At 64.1% G+C, this 21,368-nt stretch carries 25 protein-coding genes and 1 pseudogene; 13 read left to right on the top strand and 13 right to left on the bottom strand.

Annotated elements, in window-relative coordinates; all coding sequences use genetic code 11:
* The first annotated feature begins 6 nt into the window (after positions 1–6).
* Both ACX80C_RS14200 and ACX80C_RS14195 read left to right on the top strand, forming a co-directional pair.
* A complete protein-coding gene (locus tag ACX80C_RS14200) occupies positions 7–1,131 on the top strand; it encodes an aminotransferase class V-fold PLP-dependent enzyme (RefSeq protein ID WP_459327101.1) in 1,125 nt (374 codons plus the stop codon).
* 51 nt (positions 1,132–1,182) lie between these two features.
* On the top strand, positions 1,183–1,500 hold the full coding sequence (locus ACX80C_RS14195; protein ID WP_459327100.1) for an SWIM zinc finger family protein: 318 nt from the start codon (positions 1,183–1,185) through the stop codon (positions 1,498–1,500).
* A 141-nt stretch (positions 1,501–1,641) separates the two neighbouring features.
* On the opposite strand, the pseudogene ACX80C_RS14190 reads toward ACX80C_RS14195, so the two are convergent.
* Together ACX80C_RS14190 and ACX80C_RS14185 are read right to left on the bottom strand one after the other, a co-directional pair.
* Positions 1,642–1,965: pseudogene (locus ACX80C_RS14190) on the bottom strand (GNAT family N-acetyltransferase); the annotation flags it as partial.
* 15 nt (positions 1,966–1,980) lie between these two features.
* Positions 1,981–2,157, bottom strand: a complete 177-nt coding sequence (locus ACX80C_RS14185; RefSeq protein WP_459327099.1) for a GNAT family N-acetyltransferase — start codon at positions 2,155–2,157, stop codon at positions 1,981–1,983.
* Positions 2,158–2,281: 124 nt separating this feature from the next.
* Here ACX80C_RS14185 and ACX80C_RS14180 point away from each other — a divergent pair, with 124 nt between their 5' ends.
* A complete protein-coding gene (locus tag ACX80C_RS14180; protein WP_459327098.1) occupies positions 2,282–2,779 on the top strand; it encodes an AAA family ATPase in 498 nt (165 codons plus the stop codon).
* 145 nt (positions 2,780–2,924) lie between these two features.
* Here the strand turns inward: ACX80C_RS14180 and ACX80C_RS14175 are convergent, their stop codons facing one another.
* From ACX80C_RS14175 to ACX80C_RS14155, 5 genes are all read right to left on the bottom strand, one after another.
* Positions 2,925–3,272: a type II toxin-antitoxin system PemK/MazF family toxin gene (locus ACX80C_RS14175; protein ID WP_459327097.1), complete on the bottom strand. Its 348-nt coding sequence runs from the start codon at positions 3,270–3,272 to the stop codon at positions 2,925–2,927.
* A complete protein-coding gene (locus ACX80C_RS14170) occupies positions 3,259–3,489 on the bottom strand; it encodes a ribbon-helix-helix domain-containing protein (protein ID WP_167991428.1) in 231 nt (76 codons plus the stop codon). The genes ACX80C_RS14175 and ACX80C_RS14170 overlap by 14 nt, the downstream gene beginning before the upstream one ends.
* 587 nt (positions 3,490–4,076) lie before the next feature.
* On the bottom strand, positions 4,077–5,372 hold the full coding sequence (locus ACX80C_RS14165) for an RNA polymerase sigma factor (protein WP_459327096.1): 1,296 nt from the start codon (positions 5,370–5,372) through the stop codon (positions 4,077–4,079).
* On the bottom strand, positions 5,369–5,737 hold the full coding sequence (locus tag ACX80C_RS14160) for a YciI family protein (RefSeq protein ID WP_459327095.1): 369 nt from the start codon (positions 5,735–5,737) through the stop codon (positions 5,369–5,371). The genes ACX80C_RS14165 and ACX80C_RS14160 overlap by 4 nt, the downstream gene beginning before the upstream one ends.
* 33 nt (positions 5,738–5,770) lie before the next feature.
* A complete protein-coding gene (locus ACX80C_RS14155) occupies positions 5,771–6,439 on the bottom strand; it encodes a DUF998 domain-containing protein (RefSeq protein ID WP_459327126.1) in 669 nt (222 codons plus the stop codon).
* Between the two features lie 210 nt (positions 6,440–6,649).
* Between ACX80C_RS14155 and ACX80C_RS14150 the strand changes: the two genes are divergently transcribed.
* Both ACX80C_RS14150 and ACX80C_RS14145 read left to right on the top strand, forming a co-directional pair.
* Entirely contained in the window at positions 6,650–7,132 is a 483-nt protein-coding gene (locus ACX80C_RS14150) for a hypothetical protein (RefSeq protein WP_459327094.1), read from the top strand.
* Between the two features lie 34 nt (positions 7,133–7,166).
* On the top strand, positions 7,167–8,009 hold the full coding sequence (locus ACX80C_RS14145; RefSeq protein ID WP_459327093.1) for an alpha/beta fold hydrolase: 843 nt from the start codon (positions 7,167–7,169) through the stop codon (positions 8,007–8,009).
* 115 nt (positions 8,010–8,124) lie between these two features.
* On the opposite strand, the gene ACX80C_RS14140 is transcribed toward ACX80C_RS14145, so the two are convergent.
* Complete coding sequence (locus ACX80C_RS14140; protein WP_459327092.1) at positions 8,125–8,571, bottom strand: winged helix-turn-helix transcriptional regulator; 447 nt, start codon at positions 8,569–8,571, stop codon at positions 8,125–8,127.
* Positions 8,572–8,646: 75 nt separating this feature from the next.
* Between ACX80C_RS14140 and ACX80C_RS14135 the strand changes: the two genes are divergently transcribed.
* From ACX80C_RS14135 to ACX80C_RS14105, 7 genes are all read left to right on the top strand, one after another.
* Positions 8,647–10,068, top strand: coding sequence for an MFS transporter (locus ACX80C_RS14135; RefSeq protein ID WP_459327091.1), 1,422 nt, complete (start codon positions 8,647–8,649; stop codon positions 10,066–10,068).
* Between the two features lie 214 nt (positions 10,069–10,282).
* Positions 10,283–10,588, top strand: a complete 306-nt coding sequence (locus ACX80C_RS14130) for a hypothetical protein (protein WP_459327090.1) — start codon at positions 10,283–10,285, stop codon at positions 10,586–10,588.
* A gap of 106 nt (positions 10,589–10,694) precedes the next feature.
* Positions 10,695–10,901: a hypothetical protein gene (locus ACX80C_RS14125; protein ID WP_459327089.1), complete on the top strand. Its 207-nt coding sequence runs from the start codon at positions 10,695–10,697 to the stop codon at positions 10,899–10,901.
* A complete protein-coding gene (locus ACX80C_RS14120) occupies positions 10,891–11,454 on the top strand; it encodes an arginase family protein (protein ID WP_459327088.1) in 564 nt (187 codons plus the stop codon). Before ACX80C_RS14125 ends, ACX80C_RS14120 begins: the two co-directional genes overlap by 11 nt.
* A 208-nt stretch (positions 11,455–11,662) precedes the next feature.
* A complete protein-coding gene (locus ACX80C_RS14115; RefSeq protein WP_459327087.1) occupies positions 11,663–12,319 on the top strand; it encodes a DedA family protein in 657 nt (218 codons plus the stop codon).
* Positions 12,316–13,464 (top strand): sensor histidine kinase, encoded by a 1,149-nt coding sequence (locus ACX80C_RS14110; RefSeq protein ID WP_459327086.1) that lies wholly within the window; start codon positions 12,316–12,318, stop codon positions 13,462–13,464. Before ACX80C_RS14115 ends, ACX80C_RS14110 begins: the two co-directional genes overlap by 4 nt.
* On the top strand, positions 13,455–14,099 hold the full coding sequence (locus ACX80C_RS14105; protein WP_459327085.1) for a response regulator transcription factor: 645 nt from the start codon (positions 13,455–13,457) through the stop codon (positions 14,097–14,099). Before ACX80C_RS14110 ends, ACX80C_RS14105 begins: the two co-directional genes overlap by 10 nt.
* Positions 14,100–14,313: 214 nt before the next feature.
* On the opposite strand, the gene egtC is transcribed toward ACX80C_RS14105, so the two are convergent.
* The 4 genes from egtC to egtD are packed head-to-tail and all read right to left on the bottom strand — an operon-like array spanning position 14,314 to position 18,650.
* Positions 14,314–15,048: an ergothioneine biosynthesis protein EgtC gene (egtC, locus tag ACX80C_RS14100; RefSeq protein ID WP_459327084.1), complete on the bottom strand. Its 735-nt coding sequence runs from the start codon at positions 15,046–15,048 to the stop codon at positions 14,314–14,316.
* A 1-nt stretch (position 15,049) separates the two neighbouring features.
* Positions 15,050–16,384 (bottom strand): ergothioneine biosynthesis protein EgtB, encoded by a 1,335-nt coding sequence (egtB, locus tag ACX80C_RS14095; protein ID WP_459327083.1) that lies wholly within the window; start codon positions 16,382–16,384, stop codon positions 15,050–15,052.
* On the bottom strand, positions 16,381–17,646 hold the full coding sequence (egtA, locus tag ACX80C_RS14090; protein ID WP_459327082.1) for an ergothioneine biosynthesis glutamate--cysteine ligase EgtA: 1,266 nt from the start codon (positions 17,644–17,646) through the stop codon (positions 16,381–16,383). Before egtA ends, egtB begins: the two co-directional genes overlap by 4 nt.
* 2 nt (positions 17,647–17,648) lie before the next feature.
* Positions 17,649–18,650: an L-histidine N(alpha)-methyltransferase gene (egtD, locus tag ACX80C_RS14085; protein WP_459327081.1), complete on the bottom strand. Its 1,002-nt coding sequence runs from the start codon at positions 18,648–18,650 to the stop codon at positions 17,649–17,651.
* Positions 18,651–18,750: 100 nt separating this feature from the next.
* On the opposite strand from egtD, the gene ACX80C_RS14080 reads away from it, so the two are divergent.
* Positions 18,751–20,388 (top strand): ABC-F family ATP-binding cassette domain-containing protein, encoded by a 1,638-nt coding sequence (locus tag ACX80C_RS14080; protein ID WP_459327080.1) that lies wholly within the window; start codon positions 18,751–18,753, stop codon positions 20,386–20,388.
* Positions 20,389–20,407: 19 nt separating this feature from the next.
* Here ACX80C_RS14080 and ACX80C_RS14075 read toward each other — a convergent pair whose 3' ends face one another.
* The gene (locus ACX80C_RS14075) at positions 20,408–21,271 is read right to left on the bottom strand and encodes a MurR/RpiR family transcriptional regulator (RefSeq protein WP_459327079.1); all 864 of its coding nucleotides are present in this window, start codon (positions 21,269–21,271) and stop codon (positions 20,408–20,410) included.
* Between the last annotated feature and the right edge of the window lie 97 nt (positions 21,272–21,368).

Here is a 21,368-nt window from a genome sequence, read left to right as displayed (position 1 = left end):
GGTTCCATGCCACTCAATGTCACCCAACTGCGCGCGGATACCGGCGGCGCAGGGAAGGTCACCCACTTCAACAACGCCGGCAGCTCGCTGATGCCTCGGCAGGTGACGGATGCCGTCGTCGGGCATCTTCGGCGGGAAGAGGAAATCGGCGGTTACGAGGCAGCGGCGGCGGCCGCGCCGAACCTTGACCGGGTGCGCGTCTCTCTCGCCCAGCTGATCGGGGCAAACCCTGGGGACATTGCCTTGACGGAGAGCGGATCCAACGCGTGGGCCGCGGCTATATCCGCGCTTTCGCTGACCGCTCCCCGCGTTCTGCTGGCGCGGACGGAGTATGCCGGCAACGTTCTCGCCCTGCGCCGGCTCGCGCGGCAACGCAACCTGCAGTTGACGGTCCTGGAGGACGACGACGGCGGCAGGCCGAGCGTCGCTCACCTCCAGCAGGAGCTGGCCACGGGCGACGTCGGCCTGGTAGCGCTGACGCATGTGCCGATGCCCGGTGGACCGGTGAACCCCGCCGCTGAGTTCGGTTCGTTGTGCCGGGACGCGGGCGTGTCCTTGGTGCTGGACGCCTGCCAGTCGGTCGGGCAGATGCCATTGAACGTGGCTGAGCTGAAATGCGACATCCTCGTCGGTACCGGACGGAAGTTCCTCCGGGGGCCGCGAGGAACGGCGTTCGCCTACGTGAATCTGGACCTGCCGGGTTTAGAAGCAAGACCGCTCGAAAGCCGGGAAGCGAGTATGGCTGGCAGGCTCGGGCTGGGACGGGCCGTAGACTATGCGTTGGAGCTCGGCGTTGAAGTCATCCAGGACCGGATCCTGAAGCTCGCCGGCATCATGTACGCCCGACTGGCGGAACTTCCGGGCGTCGAACTCCACACCGAGCCCGAGCACGGCATCATGACGTTCTCTGTACGGAATAAGACACCCGCTCAGGTCCAGCAGCACCTTGCACTCGAGCGCATCAATGTGTCGATGGTCCAGCTTCCGCCGTCAACGCCCGACGCCGTCCTCTCCGCCACCTTGGAGGACGAACCGACAGCCGTCCGGGCCTCGGTGCACTGCTTCAATACTGAGGCGGAGATCGACCGGCTCGTTGAGGTGCTCACGCAACTCCAGCGGACCAATCGCTAGGCATCCCGGTCTGCACAGGTCTGGCTAGACCCTGCTATGAGAAAATGGCTCATGGGTTCACTCGTTGAATTGGCCAGTTCCAAAGCCGTCGAAGACCTTGCAACCCCATCGAACATCCGATTGGGGCGTGAGTTGGCTGAGGACGGCGCGGTGCAGGTGCTTGCTGCCGATGTGGATCGGATTCAAGCCCGAGTCGGCGGTGGCCAAAGCGCAACCCAAAGCCGACGCGTCGACCTCTGGGTCGGTGAGCACGGCCTCTCATGGTCATGCACCTGTACAAGCGATAGCCAGTTGTTTTGCAAGCACATTGTGGCCGTTGCTCTAACTTCGGCATCCTACGACCATATTCAGGACGGTGACGAACAGTAATGGAGCGTGCTCGATAGCCAGAACGGTGCGTACGAGTTCCCTCCGGCTCGTTTCAAGTTCAGCAAGCCGGGGCCAGTAGTCAGTAGGCGTCTCTCTGCACGAGCACTACGAACAGTGGGGTCCGTGTGGGACAGGCTCTGATCAACGGTTCGTGAACGCCCAGTCCAAGCCGTCATCGCCCATGTCATCGAGTTCCGCTTCTCTGTGAAGGCCGAGCTTCGTGGCGACACGCTGACTCGCGACGTTCTTGGGTCGAACGCGCGCCAGGACCGTTTGCCCGGGTTCCTGCTCGCGCGCCCAGGCCAGGACAGCCGTGGCCGCTTCTGTGGCATAGCCCCGACCCCAGAGTTCCGGCCGAAGCCGGTACAGCAAGTTCAGCACAGGTTGCTCGTGAACGGTCATGCGTTTAATGCCACAGATGCCAGCTAGCTCGCTCGAGCCGAGCTCAAAGGCGCACCAGTAGCCGAAGCCGTGATCCTCTCAGTGCTGACTCCAGCGGGCAACCAAGGCGTCCGCCAACTCAAGGTTATCTACCCGATCCGACGGGTTGTGTTCTACGGCCCGGGGATCGCTGAGCACCTCCAGGACGCCGTCCGCGTCTTCAGGTCGGGGTTGAGTCAGGACCAGCCGCGCGGTTAGTAGTTCCACTGTTGGCATTCCAAGATCCTCCCATAGGGATCCTCATGACACTTGTGCCCGTCGTCCCGATCGCCGATTGGCTTACGGGGGGTCTGCTTGGAGTTGGCACCTGGTGATCGGGCATACTGACACGGTGGGTGCAATGGGAACGCTGGTTGTTCTGCGCGGAAACTCGGGCTCGGGGAAATCGACCGTGGCGAGAATGCTGCAGCGGCGATTCGACCGTGGAGCATGCCTCGTTGTAGCTCAAGACCGGGTTCGGCGCGACATGTTGAGAGAACGCGATTTGGCCGGCGCCGTCAATTCTGAGTTGATCGAGGTGATCGCGGCTTGGGGCCTGGATCGCGGCCTCGCTGTGGTGGTCGAGGGGATACTCAGTGCGGGCCGATACCAGCGCATGCTGGAACGCCTCAGCCGGCGCGCATCCAACGCTCACTTCTTCGCGTGGGACCTGGAGTTCGAGGAGACGGTAAGACGGCACGCCGAGCGACCGGAGCGTACAGAGTTCTCTCCAGATGACATGGCTGAGTGGTATCACGGGTGGCAGACGCTCGACTTCGTCGATGAAATAAGGCTTGACGCGTCAGTGACTCCGGACGTCGCAGTCGAACTCGTTGCGGCTGCAATCACCGCGCAATAGCATCTTCAAGGACGTTCTTCGCCGCCATGACGGAAAAGTTCGGTAATTGATCCCTGACCGACACTGACGTGGGCCAAGTTGTAAGCCTTCCGCCTCCGCCACTAGCTTGCCCGTTAGAGGATCCTTCACCGGGACGGCTTCCGCGCTACAGCTGTAAGTGCAGTCGCAGAGCATCGTCGAGCTGTGCCATGACGCCGACTGGAACCTGCCCAAGAGCGGCACCCAGCCGCTCGACCGCGATCGAGCGGACCTGCTCGGCCTGAGCCTTCGAATCCTGCCGCAACCCGGTCGCGACTGCCGACAACAGCGCCTGAAAGGGAAAAATCCGGTCGATGTTGCTGGTGATCGGTACGATTGTGATCACCCCGCGGCCGAGCCGTGCAGCGACCGAGTTTGCACGATCGTTGCTAACAATTACAACGGGGCGTCGCTTGCTGGCTTCGCTTCCGCGGACGGGGTCCAGGTCGGCCAGCCGGATCTCACCGCGCAGCATCGGCGACCCCGTCAGCCGCGGTCGCATCCCACGTCGCGTGATCGCCTGATGCTTCCCAGTCATCCCACGCGGCCTCATAGTCCCGCTCCAGCTCGGGAAGGCGCAGCATTCCGACGGCGTGATGTAACGCGGCCGATCTCGATGGAAGGCCCGTTGAGCGGGCGAACTCGTCGAGGATTGCCACGTCCTCATCCGGCAGACTGACGCTGAGTTTCATACCAATATCCTACCGCGGTAGCACCACAGAGTGGCGGTGTCTTCCGATAGCCGGGCGGATCGTTTGGTCTCTTGCACGATCTCGGGTACCTCGTCGCGTGCCTCGGCCAGTCCCCAGGCGTACCGATACACGGTGCCGGAGTGCCTGTCGAGAAGTTCAGCAAATGCTGCCTGGTCCCCTCGATCCAGTCTTTTCACCAATTCTTCGTCAGTCGCCATTAATACTTGTGTCTCGCGTGATTTCACTACACACCTCCACCGAGTAAGTGTCCCGAGGTAGCGGATTGTGACGGGTGAAGAAGGGAACATATTTGCTTATGCTGGCTATCCTGCGTCCCGTGAGACCAACCCTCACCGGTCAAACCCCATCCTGACCGGCACCATGTGTGGAGTTGATCGCTTTGTAGCGGTCCAGTCGTCGGCGCGGTCACCGCGGGCGTGCAGCAGTACCATGGCAGACGCGGGAGGCTCACCCCGTAGACGGCGGTGCGGATCCCGCCGCTGAGGTCGATCACCTGGTGCTCCACGTCTGCAGACTACTTTCGTCCGTTCGCGGTACCGACCGAACCGCCCGCGCGAGGGATCTCGTCACGTCCCGTTAGTGGTGCCGCTTCTCTCGTCGGTTCCACGAAGATGGGGAGGTCTCACGCCGCCATCCGCTTTCCTGGACAGATAGCGGGATTCGGGTTCGTTCCGTGTCATCTGGGCTGCAGCGAGGAAGTCTGCTCGGGCGGCTGGTGCGTCTCCCTCCGCTTCGCTGAGGTGCGCACGGATCGCGTGTGCTCGATGCCTGGTCAGTGGGTGCTGGAGAAGTTCGTGTTTGCGGTCCAGCTGTTTCAGCAGCGCGTTGGCGCGAGTCGGGCCGAAGGCGTGAGCTACGGCGACGACCCGTGCGAGCATGACAGGCCCGCTGGGCTCGACCTGTTCGAGCGCGAGATAGAGAGCTGCGATCTGCTTCCAGTCAGTTGCCTCGGCTGCGGGGGCGGATGCGTGAACGGCGGCGATAGCGGCCTGCAGCTGGTATGTTCCGACGTTTCCGAGAGACCACGCGGTGCGAATCAGTGCTGATCCCTCGTGGATCATGGCTCGGTCCCACCGGGCACGGTCCTGTTCGGCCAGGGGGACGAGGTCGCCGTTCGCCGCGGTTCGCGTGGAGCGGCGCGAATCGATGAGCAGCATGAGAGCGAGAAGACCTGCGGGCTCAGGGTCGTCGGGTAGAAGGGTGTGGAGGAGCCGTGCGAGACGGATGGCCTCTGCGGTCAGGTCGGTTCGCGTGAGCTGCGCGCCCGTGGTCACGGTGTAGCCCTCGTTGAAGATCAGATACAACACGCGCATGACTGCCGAGACGCGGTCGGCGAGATCGTCGGAATCGACGAACTCGAATCGCGTACCGCTCTTGCGGATCTGCTGTTTCGCTCGACTGATGCGCACGGCCATGGTCTGTTCTGTAACACCGTACGCATGGGCGATCTCCGCGGTCGTCAATCCGCCCACGGCGCGCAGCGTCAAGGCGACGCGGGACGCGGAGGAGAGTGAGGGATGGCAACAGAGCAGCAAGAGGTTCAGGCTGTCATCATGGTCTGCGGAACCCAAACGGGGAGGCTGAACGGTCGACTCGGCGGTCACGTACTCTTCTTCGCGCCGACGGTCGGCTGACTCGGCTCGAAGCGTGTCGATCATCCGACGGTAAGCGACCCGAATCAGCCATGATCGGGGGTGCTCGGGGAGCGTGTCCGTGCGCCATTGCTGGCTGGCGGCAAGCAACGCGTCCTGCACTGCTTCTTCGGCGATGTCGAAGTGACCGAAGCGGCGCACCAGCGCGCCGAGCACCTGCGGCGCTTCACTGCGCAGCAGATGCTCGATCGCGTCGGGGCGACCGGTCACGCGAACTCGTCGCCCATGATGGGGCGGATCTCCATCGGTTCGCCGAGCATCTCCACCATTCGTGCGACGATGTCCTTCGCGCGCTCCAATCCGGACACTTCGATGACAGCGAATGAGGCAAGTACTTCCTTGAGCTCGGCGAAGGGACCATCGGTGATGACGATGTTCCCCTCGGTCTTGCGCACCGTCGTAGAGACGGCCGGGTGTCCCAGTCCTTCCGTGCTGACGAACTCGCCGCTGGCGCGCAACTCGGCTTCAAACGCTTGGTACGCGGCGAATGCCGCAAGCGCATCCTCAGTGGGTGCATCTGCGGTTGTGGCATCCCAGCTCGTGCTCGGTGTGTAGCCGAGAATGAGGAATTTCACGATCATCTTCTCCTTGGGTTGGATGGGTCCAGACTAGCGAGTGACCGCAGGCGCCTTCAGTAGTGAGATGGCAGTGATGGTGCACCAGCCGAAGGCGAAGAGCCCGGTGATTGCGACCTGGATGCTGGCAATGTCGGGGACGACAGGGGCAAGCAGTGCGAGGGCGACGACGCCGTCGCCGACCGCGGCGAGTGGGCGACGCCGTCGGATCGCGCGCACCAGGGCGATCAAGGCGGCTACGGCCAGCGCCGTGAACGCGACGATCGCAGCGGCCATATGAACGACAGCGTGCCATGAGGTTTCGGTGGCGGGCCCGTCTCCGACCCCGATGGGGAATCCGTATGCGGGGTCCTGCGTGAAGATGCCGGCGGCGATGAAACCGATTCCACCGGTGGCGATGAGCACAGGAATCGCGGCGCGACCGAGACCGCCGGTGACAACCCGCCGGTGACCGATCGACAGGCACACCAGTCCGAGTCCGGTGATCGCGAAGGTGAGCATCTGGATCCAGCCCAGATCCCCGGTCGAGAGTTGACTGATCGGATGTACGCGAAGGTCGAATCCGGGACGGGTCACCATCTGCACAATGGCGGACAGGTAGAACAGCGGCCCGGCGATCGCACCCGCGGTCAACAGGAACCGCGTCGTCCGCCGTCGGGCGTCGCCCTCGCCGTCGGCGACGGTACGTGCGGGGTGGTGCATGGTCACGGTGTGCTCCTCTGATCGTGGAAAACGCATTGCACAGGTACCTCGGAGCCGGTTGCCTGGCCTTGACATTCCGTTCGTCTGCGTCGCTCGACCCGGGTCCGCATGAATCGGTTCCGAAGATTTTCCGTAGGGATGTCAATCTGTGCGGTTCGATTCCGAGGTATCTGTGAAGTGACCCGCGCCGGGTCGCCACCGAAAGGACACATGATGAATGACAACTCGCTGGAGAACACCACGGCCGAGCAGATCGACGCCTACGGGCTCGGTGAGCAGCCCACGCCCAGCAGCGCGGTCACGGTGCTTGACCGACTCGTCGGCGAATGGACGGTGTCGGGGGGAGCAGAGGGCGTGATTCGGTACGAATGGATGCCAGGACGCTTCTTCCTGCTGCAGCACGTCGAACTGGAACAGTTCGGCCAGACCATCACGGGAATCGAAGTCATCGGCCAACTGCACCCTTTCGGTGAGCCCGTCGAAGCGGACGTCGTCTCCCGGTTCTACGACTCGATGGGCAGCACCCTCGACTACGTATACGAACTGGACGGCGACACTCTCACGATCTGGGCTGGAGCCAAGGGCAGCCCGGCCTACTTCACCGGCACTTTCAGTAACGATGACCGCGTGCTCGATGGGGCGTGGGTCTACCCCGGTGACGGCGGCTACGCATCCACGATGACGCGTCGCTGAGACCAACACAGACCCCGACAGGAACGGCACAGTTATGACGAAAAACGATACTTCTGCTCGCTCCGTGCACCGCGTGACGTCCGCGGACGGGACGCATATTTCGTTTGAACGCTGCGGAGATGGGCCGGTCCTCGTACTAGTCGCGCAGGCGCTGTCCGAGCTTCGAGACAATCGCCGCCTGGGTACTCTGCTTTCCGCCACTCACACCGTCGTGAACTACGACCGGCGGGGCCGCGGGAACAGTGGGGACACCGGCGATTGGGCAGTCGCTCGCGAGATCGAGGACATCGAGGCGCTCATCGATGCGCACGGGGGTGATGCGGCGCTGTTCGGCGCATCATCCGGTGCGGTCCTCGCATTGGACGCGGCCGCCGCACTGCCCGAGAAGGTTGGCGGTCTCATCACCTACGAGCCCCCGGTGATAGTGGACGATCGGCGTCCAGCCGTGCCGAGAGACCTCGCAGAACGACTCGAGGAGCTTGTACGAGATGGTCGTGCATCCGACGCGGTTCGCGAGTTCCACCGTGTTGCTCTCGGTGCGTCACCCTTCATGATCTGGGCGATGCGGGCGATGATCGGGCCATGGCGGACCATGGTCGCGATGGCGCCGACGACGATTTATGACACTCGTCTATGCGTCGGGCTGCAAGATGGTGAACCTCTCAGAGCCGACCGGTGGAAGGCGCTCCGTGCGCCCTCGCTCGTGCTCGTCGGAAGCAAAGGTGCGCCCTTTATGCAGAGCGGGACGCGGGAGTTGGCGTCTATCACGGGAGCCGAACACGAGACCATTCCCGGCGCGCATCACGCGACGCCGATGACGAAACCTTCTGCACTGATTCCCACACTCGAATCTTTCCTTCGCGTGACGCGCGATTGAGCAGCCGCTTCGGTCCGACATGTTCTCAGATGAGCACGCGCGCAAGGAGGCGGACAGCATTTTCCATGCGCTACCCGAATCAGAGGCGATACGCGATCGCGCCAGAAACGGTCGTTTACGGCCGGCTGCCTGCGTCGAATGCCTCGCGGGCCTGAGCGACCTGTACCTGATGTTGTTCGACCCAACCGACGAGCGACTGAATCGTGCCGAGCAGCGTCCTGCCAAGCGGTGACAGTCGGTACTCGACGCGCGGGGGAATCTCCGGGAAGATCTCGCGGTGGATGAGTCCATCACGCTCAAGGTTCCGGAGGGTGACTGTCAGCATCTTCTTGCTCACCCCGTCAATCTCGCGCACCAGCTCTCCGAAGCGCATGGTCTTCTCTGCAAGAAGCGAAATGACAAGCAACGACCACTTGTCTGCGACCCGGTCGAGAATCTGGCGGACATCGCAGTCCTCGCGCGAATCCCATTGGAACGCGTCGCGGCCGGCACGACACTCAGTGGACGCCGACTCGGTTACTTCAACGTGACTGGGTGAGGTGAGAGTGCCTACTTGTGTCATCTCTTCATGATGACTGAAACTTGGATCGGTTACAAGAAGTAACTCAGAACCGCATACGTTACCAAGGAGTCGTTCGTGACCGAGATCCAAGCTGAGCGTTCAGCTCCCGCGACACCTGCCAGTGCGTGGGGCGTACTTGCCGTCGTAACTGGCGCGCTGTTCCTCGAAGGCATCGACATTGCCATGCTGAACGTCGCTGTTCCGAGCATCGCGGCGGATATCGGGCTAGCTGAGGGGTCCGCACATTGGGTCATCAGCGCCTACGTCCTGGCCTACGCAGGCTTCATGATTCTCGGCGGCCGCGCGGCCGATCTACTCGGCCGACGTCGCGTATTCCTCATAGCCTTGGCCGTCTTCGTGATCTTTTCCGCGCTCGGTGGACTCGCGCAGGAGTCGTGGGTGCTAATCCTCGTGCGCTTCATCACGGGAGCCACAGCGGGATTCATGACACCCGCGGGGTTTGGGCTACTCACCGCCAGCTTTGCGGAAGGCCCTCGCCGCAACAAAGCTCTCGCTATCTACGGCGCAATTGGCGCGTCGGGTTTCCTGCTTGGCGTCGTCGTCGGCGGCCTTCTGACAACTGTCGGGTGGCGATGGGTGTTCTTCGCCCCGGCTGTGATCGGAACGGTGTTCCTGATCACAGGGCTTCTCGCCATTCCCAAGCCAGCCGCAGGATCACGTGACGCATCGGGCCGTTTCGACTTCTTCGGGGCAATCACACTCACCGCCGCAATGGTCACTCTCGTCTTCGGCATCGTGACTGTCGGAGAGGAACCGGGTAACGCCCTGGGCGTCAGCGCCCTCATCGCGGGTGTGGCACTGTTCATCCTGTTCGGCGTGGTCGAACGTCGAGTAACTGACCCGCTCATCCCGCCGGGTGTGCTCGGCAAGGGATTGTTGCCGTGGACGTCGCTGGTCGGCCTGCTCTTCATCGGTGCGTTCTTCTCCTGGCAATTCCTTCTCACCTTGTACCTGCAACAGCTTCTCGGATGGGGCCCCTTCGAAACCGGCCTCGCCTTCGCGGCGATGGGCGTGGAAGTCGTGATCGCGCCGTGGCTGACCCCCTGGCTCGTAGACCGCTTCGGCAACGTGCCTGTGATGCTCGCCGGGCTCCTGGCGGTCGCAGTCGCATTCACGCTGACCCTGGGTCTGGATGGTGAGACCACCTTCTTTGATCTGCTGGCATCGCTGCTACTCCTCGGCCTGGCCTTCGCCCTCATCTACGGCCCTCTCACCGCTGCTGCGGTCGAGGGTGTCGATGAGGCGGCGCACGGCGTCGCCGGTGGCGTGGTCTATACGGGCTTTCAGTTCGGCGCAGCGCTGGGGGTCTCCGCAGCAACGATCGTGCTGGTCGCGGGAACCGACGGCGCAGCGATGCTTGGTGACTATCAACGCGCCCTTGTCGTTCCTGCAGCCGCGGCGGTCCTCGCACTCTTTGTCGGAATTGCCACCCTCGTCCGTCACCACTCTCTTTCGAGGATGCGGGCTTCGCACTGAGTCCTTCTGGTCCTCACAGGTGGCACCACCATAAACGGCTGCCGATAACGGGTTATGGTGCCCGCTATCGGCAGCCGCCTGGAGCGCGGAACCGCCACTCCACCAAGAACGATCGATTGCGGCAGGCTTGTCGCAGCGCGCCTTAACGTGACCACAAACGTGTGTCGTATCGAAACCAAATTACGGCCCGATTGGTTTCGGGCCCTCTCTGCCCGTGCTGTCCGAGGGCTCCGGCCAGCTCGGTTCGCAGCACGTCGACGTCGGCGACCGCGGTGTCGTGGAGCGCCTCGTTGACCTATTGGCCGGTGAGCGAGTTTATGAGCAGGTTTGTCTCCGTGTCTCGCACTCCGGTGATGGCTCGAATGCGCTCCGTGCGGCATCAAACTCGGCCATCGTCGACGTGCAGTTGAACAACAAGATTCCAAGTTCCGAGCGTGGAATGAAGATGCTCGACTTCGGGAAAATCTTCATCTCACGTACTACGTTCTGCCCGCACTGGGGTCACTTCGGACGAGGGTGATGGCTCGGATCGCATCCCTGTCGATCTCATCGCTCAATCGAATCGTAAACGCTTCGATGACCCCTGACCGTGTGAAACCTTCGATTCTGGCCGTCACGACCGTGCCATGCTTGCCGCCCCGTTCCTCGCAGACGTCCTCAGTCACCGTCTTGACGCTGAAATCACTCTCGCGGGTGAGCCGCAGCCGACGTCGCCAACGGGTTGGGACCAGGAGCTCGCGGTGGCAACCCCGGCGCTGCGCGAAATGGCAACTCACTACGACATGCTCCTGACGGCTACCGTCCAATCACGGTGCTTAGTCGATGTGCGGTAGTTCAGGCCACCTTGCCGATAATCGCAAAAAGCACAGACCTGATGCCGTCATGCTCTGGTTCGATGCGCACGCCGACCTCAATACTCCTGAGAACACCACAACCGGGTACCTCGGCGGGTTGGCACTGTCTGGACCGCTCGGGCTCTGGGACTCGGGACTTGGCCGTGGACTTGCCGGGCGAAACGCAATCCTTATCGGTGCACGTGACATTGACCAGCCGGAGCAAGAACTCATCGATACCGCCCGAATCGGCCTCGTTCCAGTCGGACCCCACATGGCTGACGAACTACGCCGGATCATCGCAGGCCGACCGGTCTACGTGCACATCGATTGCGACTTCCTCGAACCAGGCACAGTGCCCACCGACTACACCGTTGCGGACGGAATGACCCTCGCGCAGCTCGAAGAATGCGCACATGTTCTCGCCGAATGTGAACTCGTCGAAGTTGAGATAGGTGAACTCGAAACGGAGGATGCCGAATCGCCCGACGCTGACAAACCAGCACGCCTCACTATCGACGGGCTCGAACCGCTCCTTCGACGCTTGCGGTAATCCGACGCTCGGTCTCTTGTAGGAATCCGCAACGGGCCGAGAAAGATCGTTTCCGGCGGGCTCGATCGTGCCCGGGTGAGGGACCGGCGTGGCAGCGCTGCGTTCGGAGGGGTGGGGATTTCCACACTGCGGATGCTGCGGTGGACCGTCGCGCACTGGGTGGTTTGCTCTACTGACGTGGTGGAAGCGCGCTTCTAACGTTGCTTGTATGGACCTAACCGCTGCAACTGACTCTGCATCTGAACTCACTGGGATCGCCGGCTGGGCTGTCGATCTCATGGAAACGCTCGGGGGGCCCGGCGCCGGCCTGGCTATCGCGCTCGAGAACCTCTTCCCTCCCCTCCCGAGTGAGGTAATTCTGCCGTTGGCCGGATTCACTGCGAGTCGGGGCAGCTTCACCCTGGTTGAAGTCCTCGTGTGGACAACCTTGGGATCGGTCGTGGGTGCGCTCGCTCTGTACGGGCTTGGGGCGTGGCTGGGCCGCGACCGACTGCGTCGGATCATCGCTCGAGTACCGCTGATGAGGTTGTCCGATGTCGATAAGGCTGAGGCGTGGTTCGATCGGCATGGTTACAAGGCGGTGTTCTTCGGTCGGATGATTCCGCTCTTCCGAAGCCTGATCTCTATTCCCGCGGGCATCGAGCGGATGAACGTCGTTCGTTTCACGCTTCTGACCACAGCCGGAAGCCTGATCTGGAACTCGATCTTCGTGCTCTCGGGCTTCTACCTCGGCGAGAACTGGTCGGCCGTCGAGCCGTATGCCGACACGCTGCAAAAGGTTGTCATCGTCTCGGTCGTCGCTGCGGTTGTTCTCTTTGTCGTCTTCCGGGCGCGCCGCGTTCGGCGTGAAAAGATGACCAGATGAGTCGAGACCGGTCCTTGCCGATGGCTGTGCTGCGCCGCGGCAGGTTCAACCGGATCCCGTCGAGGCTGGCGGGAGTAACGCTCGGGGTGGCATTCATCCCCGTTGATGTACTGGCGGTTCTCGGTGGGGTCTTCTCGCGAGACGCGACGAAATTCATCGTCCGCCTCGAGCAATGGCGGATCGCTGTGTTGATTGGCGGGCGACTTCGCAGCGAACCACGACAGTGGGGTGCCGTCGGATACCTCGCGATCCGATCGCTGCTTGGACTTTTGGGAGGGACGGTCCTGGCACTCCTTGTGGCGGGCGTCGTTGTGGCTGTCAGTCTCACGGTGGGGGCAACGACAGGCGATGCGGTGCCGCTCTTCGATGCGTCTGCCGGTCAGGTCACCTATGGCACCCTCGCGTTCTTCGTGCTGCCCGGTTTGACCCTTCTATTCCTCGCGGTTCAGGGGGTCATCGCTGTCGCCCAGCTGGAACCGAAGCTGTGGAATGCGTTCACTAGACCAGGGAACGATGTACTCGAGAACCGGGTATCCCAGCTCACCGTGACCCTGGCAGATGTCGTCGACGCGATAGATGACGAACGACGTCGGATCGAGCGCGACATTCACGATGGCGTACAACAGCGCGTGGTCGCACTGTCAATTTTGCTCGGTCGAGCCGAACGCCAGGCTGACTTGGAAGAACAAACGACCCTCTATCGGCGTGCTCTTGCGGAGACACGGCACATCCTCGACGATCTCCGAGACGTGTCCTGGCGCGTCTATCCGGCAATGCTCGCCCGCGATGGGCTGGGCCCTGCCCTGGAAGCGCTCCGGGAGCGAACGCACCTGCCCATTGAGCTTGACTTCGACCTGACAGAGCGATGCCCCAGATCCGTCGAATCGGCCGCATATTTCGTCGCCAGCGAGGCCGTGACGAACGTGGTCAAACATGCCGCAGCGCGCAGCATCGACATCACCGTGCGCCGGCAAGGAGGACGGCTGACGATGACGGTACGCGATGATGGCGTGGGCGGTGCGGACCCAGCCGGGCAAGGAATCATCGGCATCACCTCCCGCGTCACGGCACTCTCCGGCACGTTCGACCTCGACAGTCCCGTCGGTGGCCCAACGACTATCAGGGTGGACATATCGTGCTCATAACCATTGCCGAAGATTCCGCTCTGCTACGCGAGGGTATCGCCCAGCTCCTCGTCGCCGAGGGCCACGAAATCATCGACGCGGTCGGGTCTGCCAGCGAACTGATCGAAGCCGTGTCGGAGCGGCAACCACAGCTGGTGATCGTTGATGTCCGGATGCCGCCCGACTTCATCGACGAGGGCATACGCGCAGCGCTAACGATCCGATCAACCTGGCCACAGGTCGCCGTGATGGTTCTCTCCCAGTACGTCGAGCGCCGTCACGCCACAGAGCTAGTCACCGGCGCCGGCGGAGTGGGCTACTTGCTCAAGGATCGTGTCTCCGACATTGCCGCTTTCCTCGAAGCGATCGAACGTGTTGGTGACGGCGGAACCGCGTTCGACCAAGAGGTCATCCGCCAACTGCTCCTTGCCGGACCAGCAGACTCACCCATCTCACGCCTCACCGAACGCGAACGTGAAGTCCTGACGCTCATGGCCCAGGGGCACACCAACGCCTCCATGCGCCAAGAGCTCTTCGTCACCCAAAGCGCCGTTGAGAAACACATCAACTCGATCTTCACCAAGCTCGACCTCCCCCATGGCACGACGTACAACCGGCGCGTACTCGCGATCCTCGAACTCCTTCGCGACTCATGACCCGCCCACAGGCAAGCGACCGAACTCAACCAAGGAACGCCATGAAGCGTCCTGAAAACGCCGCCGCACAGCACCGAAGGCCACAGGCACCATGGACTCAGTGCCGCCTGAGACCGTCCCGTATGGGCAGACCGGTGAAGGGACCATAAACGGGACACCTCTCGCACATAAGAGCGCCCCTGCAAGGCGCAGTTCTGCAACTCCTTGGCTTGATTCACAGCGGCCGGACGTCAACACCGTCCGCAGTCGCCGTAAGCACGGAATTGTCCGGCACGCTGTTCCATCCCGGGCCGTCGTCGGACGGTTCGCTGGCCACAAGTACCCCGTCCGGGCCCGAGCGCCAGTAGAGCGTGTCCCCCGCGGCAGTCGCCGTGATGGTGTGCCCATCCGTCAGAAGCAGGTTCACCCGCGCCTCGGCGTGGGCCAGCACTTTGCGAACGGTTCCGGCGAGCGCCGTGTCGGGACTCTCACCGGCAGCGAGCGCCTCGAGCACCAGTGCCCAGACCAACGCCGAATCAACATGTGCCTCCATCGTCAGGAGCCGCGAGGCGGGAATGGCGTCGACGAGCGGCTCGACGGCCGACGGCCAGCCGTGAATCCTCCCGTTGTGGCTGAAGAGCCACTTACCGTCCGTGTACGGTGCGGAGGCTGATACGTCCTGGGTTGTTCCCACGGTGGCCGACCGCACCGCCGCGAGTGCCGCCGTCGTCGTCGTGACCCTGGCGACGTCGGCGAAGGAAGGGTCCGCCCACATCGGCACCGCACGGCGGTAGCGGGCGGGACGTGGGTCGCCCGCCGCATACCAGCCAACACCGAATCCGTCGGCGTTGACTGTTCCGAACCGTTGTTCCCGCGGCGCCCAGGACTGCCTGAGCAGCCCATGCTCGGGGGCGAGAAGGAGGGCGGCGAGCGACGTCGGCGGCCCCAGGAACGCCAGGTGGCGGCACACGCTACGCCGACTCTGACAGGGAGGCGTCGCGTGCGGTCCGGAACCCCGCGAAGATCTGCCGGCGGATGGGGTAGTCCCAGTTGCGGAAGGTCGCCCGGGCGGCCGCCGGGTCGGTGGCCCAGGAGCCGCCGCGCAGCACCTTGTAGTCGGGGCCGAAGAAGACCTGACTGTACTCCTCATAGGGGAAGACGTTGAAGCCGGGGTACGGCTCGAAGTCGCTGGAGACCCACTCCCACACGTCGCCGATGAGCTGGCGGACGCCGAGAGCCGACGCGCCGTCGGGATAGGAACAGGCCGGAGCCGGGCGCAGCGCAGCTCCCCCGAGGTTCGCGTGCTCCGGAGCCGGATCCTCATCGCCCCACGGGTACCGGCGGGAACGCCCACTGCCGGGGTCGTAGCGCGCGGCCTTCTCCCACTCGGCTTCGCTGGGCAGGCGCCGGCCCGCCCAGCGGGCGTAGGCGTCCGCTTCGTACCAACACACGTGCTGCACGGGCTCGTCTGCCGGAACGGGCTCGACGGCGCCGAACCGCTTCCGGGCCCAGTTGCCATCCGTTCGGTGCCAGTACTTCGGCGCGTGCAGGCCGGTCTCGTTCCGGTGCTGCCAACCGTCCGGGTGCCACCATGCGGCGTTGTCGTACCCGCCGGCCTCCATGAACTGCTGGTACTCACCGTTGGTCACGGGCGCGGTATCGATCCAGTATGCGGCCAGGTCCACAGCGTGCGCGGGTCGTTCATTATCGAGCGCCCAGGGTTCGATCGAGGTGCCCATGGTGAACGGTCCGGCAGGCACCAGCACCTCCGCGGGCAGCTGCTGCCTCGGGCCGACATCCAAAAGCGGAGTCTCCGGGAGGATGCGTTCGCCGTCGCGGAGCTGGTGGGTGGCAAGCATCGTCTCGGCATGCTGCTGCTCGTGCTGGACGATCATTCCGAATGCGAACCCGTTTTCCAGCAGCGGCTTGCCCTCCAGCGGCGTGCGGTCCAAGATGTCCAGCGCCTTGTCCCGCACTTCCGCGATGTACTGCCGCGACTCGGTGGGCGAGAGCAGCGGAAGGCTGGGACGCGTACTCCGGGAATGCTGGAAGGCGTCATACATCTCGTCGATCTCGCAGCGTAGCGGCGGCCGGCCGCCGACATCACGCACCAGCCACAACTCCTCCTGGCTGCCCACGTGCGCGAGGTCCCAAACCAGCGGCGACATCAGGGGCGAATGCTGCTTCACCAGCTCGCCGTCGTCGTAATCGGTCAGCGCGAGCGTCCGGTTCCGGGCGCGCTCCAGCCGATCGGCCAGTTCCGCCCGCAAATTCCCGCTGCCCAGGGGTTCAGCTGTGGTGGTCATGGAGAGGCTCCTTCCAGGCCTTGTGCGAACGTCGGGATGTGCCCGGTGCGCCGCCATTCGGCAAGGCAGGCATCGGCCGGGCTGAGACCGCGGGCTGTGTAGCGCTCAATGAATGTGGCTACGCGCGCCCTCGTTTCCGGATCTGCGCCGAGCCGGGGCAGTGCGTCCCAGACCGCGTCGGCGCAGGCCCGTGCCGCCTGGGCGAGATCGGGGTTGGACAACCCCTCGCAGGCGGCCGTGCGCAGCGGGGGAAGATCGCGGCACGCCTCCGCTGACAGGGCAGCGGCTTGGGGATCCTCCATCAGTGCGACGACGACGGCGGCCACCACCTCCCAGTCACCCCCGGCCTGGGAGTCAATCACCCGCAATTCGAGGAACCCGCGCGGGCGGACCGGCGGGAACAGGGTGGTGAGGTGGTAATCGAGATCCTCACGCGTCACCACCCGCGGACCCGCGCCGCGCAGCCAGTCCCGCATCGTGAGGTCCCGGGGTGTGAGCCAGGTGCCGCCGTCGTCGTCGGGCCTTATGCAGAGAACCTTCGCGTCGAGCGCGTACCGTGCCCAGTCCTGCCGGGGGTTCTCTGAGAGCTCGCCGTCGGAGAAAGCCGCTGCCGTCCGGCTGCTGTCGATGGCGAGCCAGGCGGCCTGGCGGGCGCTGCGCCAGCCGCTCGGGCGGCCGTTCACGAACGGTGAATTCGCGAACATGGCCGTGAGCAGAGGTGCCAGGGAATGCAGGTGGCGCCAGCGGTGGTAGGCGCTGAGCGGGCCGGTTCCGGGTGAGCCGGCATCGAGGGAGACCTGAAGGGAGGCGGTGGAACACATCATGGTCCGACCTGCAGAACCGGCCCGGTTGAACTGCTGCTCCATCGCGGCGTAGCGGGGATGATCGAGCGTTCGTTGGGGGCTGCGGAGCGGGTCCAGGGCGAGGTCGCCGAACCGGAGGCCCGCGTCCTCCAGCAGGCCGGCGGTGAACGCGAGATCCCGGCGGGTGGCCTCGATAACGCCGGGAAGGTCTTCCGCGCACGCTGAGCTGATTTCGAGCTGGCCGCCGGGTTCAAAGGTGATCACCCCGCCGCCGGGGAGCTGCGTGGCCGCGAGTCGCACGGCCTCGCGCACCTGTGCAACAGAGACCTGCGCTGCGGGGTCCGAATCGAGGTGGACCGTGCGCTCCACCTCGACCCCTACCTTCCCCGGAGGACCTGTCTTGAAACAGACTGCGGCTACGTAGACTTCTGCGTCCTCTTCGGTCAACGGTGTCTGCACGGCTAGATCGCTTCCGCGAGGGTCACGGCGTACCGGTCCTCGGAGTCACACCACTGCCCCGCGATGCGGAAGCCTGCAGCTTCGAGCTCATCCGCGATGCCGTCCCGGGTGAATTTTGCCGAGATCTCGGTGCGCAGCTCCTCCCCGTCGGAGAAGTTCACCTCCAGGTCAACCCCGGGCAGGGTGACGAGCATGGGCCGGGTGGCCCGCAGCCGCATTTCGATCCACCTGTTCTCCGGAACCCAGGCGGCGACGTGTTCGAAGGCTTCGACGTCGAAGTCCGCACCCAGTTCACGGTTCAACACCCGTAGTACGTTCCGGTTGAAGTCGGCGGTCACGCCGGCGTCGTCGTCGTAGGCGGGCACCAGGATGTTGGCCGGTTTGACCAAATCCGTCCCGAGCAGGAGCGAACCGCCGCCGGGACCCAGCAATTCGTGGATGTCCTTCAGGAATCCTGCGCGGTGCTCCGGATCGAGGTTCCCGATCGTGCCGCCCAGGAAAGCGACCATGCGCTGTCCGTCCCGCGGCAGGACATGAAGCTGGTGCTCGAAGTCCGCAGCCACCGGGCTCAACTGAAGATGCGGAAAGGTCTCCGAGAGGTGGTCCCCGGCGCCCAGCAGCGCGGCGTCGCTCACGTCCACGCTGACGTAACGCTGGAGGCGGCCCTGCTCCAGGAGTGCCGAGATCAGCAGCGGTGTCTTGCTGGAGGACCCCGAGCCCAGCTCAATCAACGTGTCCGCCGGCAATTCCGCGGCCATGTCTTCCGCATACCGCTCAAGGATTTCCCGCTCTGCACGCGTGGGATAGTACTCGGGAAGCTCTGTGATGCGTTCAAACAGTGCGCTGCCGCGGTCGTCGTAGAACCATTTCGGCGGCAGCGACTTCGGTGTCGCTCTCAACCCGGCGAGCACGTCCTTGCGCAGCGAAGACTCGAGAAAATGCGGCGGCAGGTAATGGGCAATCTCTGCCGGGCCGTGGACGCCGTCGTCGGTGTTGGTGAGCAAGGGGTCTACCTTCCGCCGGTGAATGCACATCGTTGTATCTACCTAATCCCCGGTAGGAGCGGCCGGTCAAGGGTGGCATGTTGACTTCTAGACTGAATTCATGACTGCAACCCTCGTGGCCAAGGCGCTTTCCGGCGGCCACGCCCACCGCACCCTGTTCTCCAATCTGGACCTGACTGTAACGGCGGGCGACGTCGTCGGCGTCGTGGGAGCGAACGGTGCCGGCAAGTCCACGCTGCTGAAACTTCTTGCCGGCGTCGATGAGCCGCTGGCCGGAACGGTGATGTGCTCGCCGAAGGACGCCTTCGTCGGCTGGCTCCCGCAGGAGCATGAACGTACCCCCGGAGAAACGGTGGCGCAGTACATATCCCGCCGAACTGGAGCCACCGCGGCTACCGTTGCGATGGAGCGCGCGGCTGAAGAGCTTGGCACAACCGCCAAGGGTGCTGACGACCGCTACGCCGAGGCGCTCGAGCACTGGCTCGCTGCGGGAGCCGCGGATCTTCAGGACAGGCTCCCGGCGGTCCTCGCCGACGTCGCGCCCGGCGTCGCCGCCGATTCGCCGGTCACCGGACTCTCCGGCGGGCAGCTTGCCCGGGTTGCCCTGGCCGCGCTGTTGCTGAGCCGGTTCGACGTCGTCCTCCTGGACGAACCCACCAACGATCTGGACCTGGACGGCCTGTCCCGCCTCGAGGCGTTCATGCGCAGCCTCCGCGGCGGCGCGGTACTGGTTTCCCACGACCGCGAGTTCCTGGCGCGCTGCGTCACCACCGTGGTGGAACTGGACCTGGCACAGAACCAGGTGGCGGTGTACGACGGCGGGTACGACGCCTTCCTCGAAGAGCGCGCCGTGGCGAAACGGCATGCCCGCGAAGCATACGAGGAGTTTGCCGAGAAGAAACAGGACCTTGTTTCACGCGCCCGGACGCAGCGTGAGTGGAGCTCCCAGGGTGTCCGGAATGCGATGAAGAAGAGCCCGGACAGTGACAAGCTGCGCCGCCGTGCCAGCATGGAGTCCTCCGAGAAGCAGGCCCAGAAGGTGCGGCAGATGGAGTCCCGGATTGCCCGGCTGGACGAGGTCCCGGAGCCGCGCAAGGAGTGGCAGCTGCAGTTCAGCATCGGCTCCGCTCCGCGCTCCAGCGCCGTGGTTGCGACGCTCAATGCCGCCGTTGCCCGGCAGGGCGACTTCAGGCTGGGGCCGGTGTCCGTGCAGGTCAATGCCGGCGAGCGGATCGGCATCACCGGGCCCAACGGTGCCGGCAAGTCCACGCTGCTGCGCCTGTTGCTGGGGCATCAACAGCCCGACGACGGCGCCGCCTCCCTGGGCGCCAGCGTCGCCATCGGCGAGATCGACCAGGCACGCGGGCAGCTTGCCGAAAACGTCCCCCTCGCGGCGGCTTTCGAAGCGGCCGTGCCGGAGCTGGCACAAGCCGAAGTGCGCACCCTGCTGGCCAAGTTCGGGCTCAAGGCGGACCAGACCTCGGCGCGGGTGGACATGCTCTCCCCCGGTGAGCGCACCCGGGCGGGGCTGGCACTCCTCCAGGCGCGCGGAGTGAACCTCCTGGTGCTGGACGAACCGACCAACCACCTCGACCTCCCCGCTATCGAACAGCTCGAGGAAGCCCTTGAGGATTACACGGGAGCGCTGCTGCTGGTGACCCACGACCGCCGGATGCTCGCGAACGTGCGCCTCGACGCAAGGTGGGACGTGAACGGCGGTCAGGTTCGGGTGCTGTAAGCGGTTCCGTAAGGGGAATTCACCGGGTGCGAGTGCCGTAGCTGACGGCTGCGCTGGTCACTTCCAAAGCACTGACAGTCTTCTCGTAGCTGCTCTGGGCCACACCGGCGAAGACGCAGTCAACCATGGCAAGCTGGGCGATCCTCGACGCCATGGCGCCTGAACGGAAAGCGGTCTCGCGCACCATCGTAAACAAGCAGAGGTCCGCGGTCTTTGCGAGCGGCGAGGACTCGACGTTGGTCACCGCGATGGTGGGTGCCCCGGCTTCCTTGGCCCGCTCGATGAACGCAAGGGTCTCGCCGGTCTGACCACTGTGGGAGAAGGCGATCGCCACATCGGTGGGGTCCATGAGCGCGGCACCCATGAGGGCGTCATGATGCTGGTTGAAGGCCTGGGCCGTGCGTTTGATCCGGAACAGTTTGTGTTGAAGGTCATCGGCGACAATAGCGCCCGCGCCCAGTCCGTAGACGAGGATGTGCCGTGCGGAGCCGATGGTCTGCACCACCTCCCCCAGCACGTCGAAGTCAATGCTGGAGAGGGTTTCATCGATACCAAGCGTCTCCGCGTACGCAATCTTCGCGACGGTGTCCTGCAGGGAATCCTCCGGGCTGATGTCCGAACCGAAGCGGCGCTGATCTGCCACAGCGGCTTGCTCCCGTCCCAGCTCGGTTGCCATCACCAGGCGGAGTTCGCTATAGCCCGCATACCCAAGAGCCCGGCAGAACCGCACCACCGATGGCTCGGAGGTGCTGCATTTTTCGGCGAGCTGGGAAATGGTGTTTCGCAGGACCACCGTGGGATCAGCCAACATCACTTCCGCAACCCTCCGCGCGGCGGGGGCCAGTGTCGGCAGGTGGGAATGGATCTTCGACTGGATGCTCATGAAACCCTTTCTCGGGCGGCGTTGTCCTGTGCGGCAGCGTGGCTGTCGCGGCTCTCTGAGCGAATCTGGGTCAAGCACTGCCGGTCGCGTCATTAAG

This window comes from Arthrobacter tecti, from assembly GCF_054511355.1.
The sequence above is the reverse complement of the archived record's forward strand: the minus strand, read 5'-3'. Positions and strand labels throughout refer to the sequence as shown.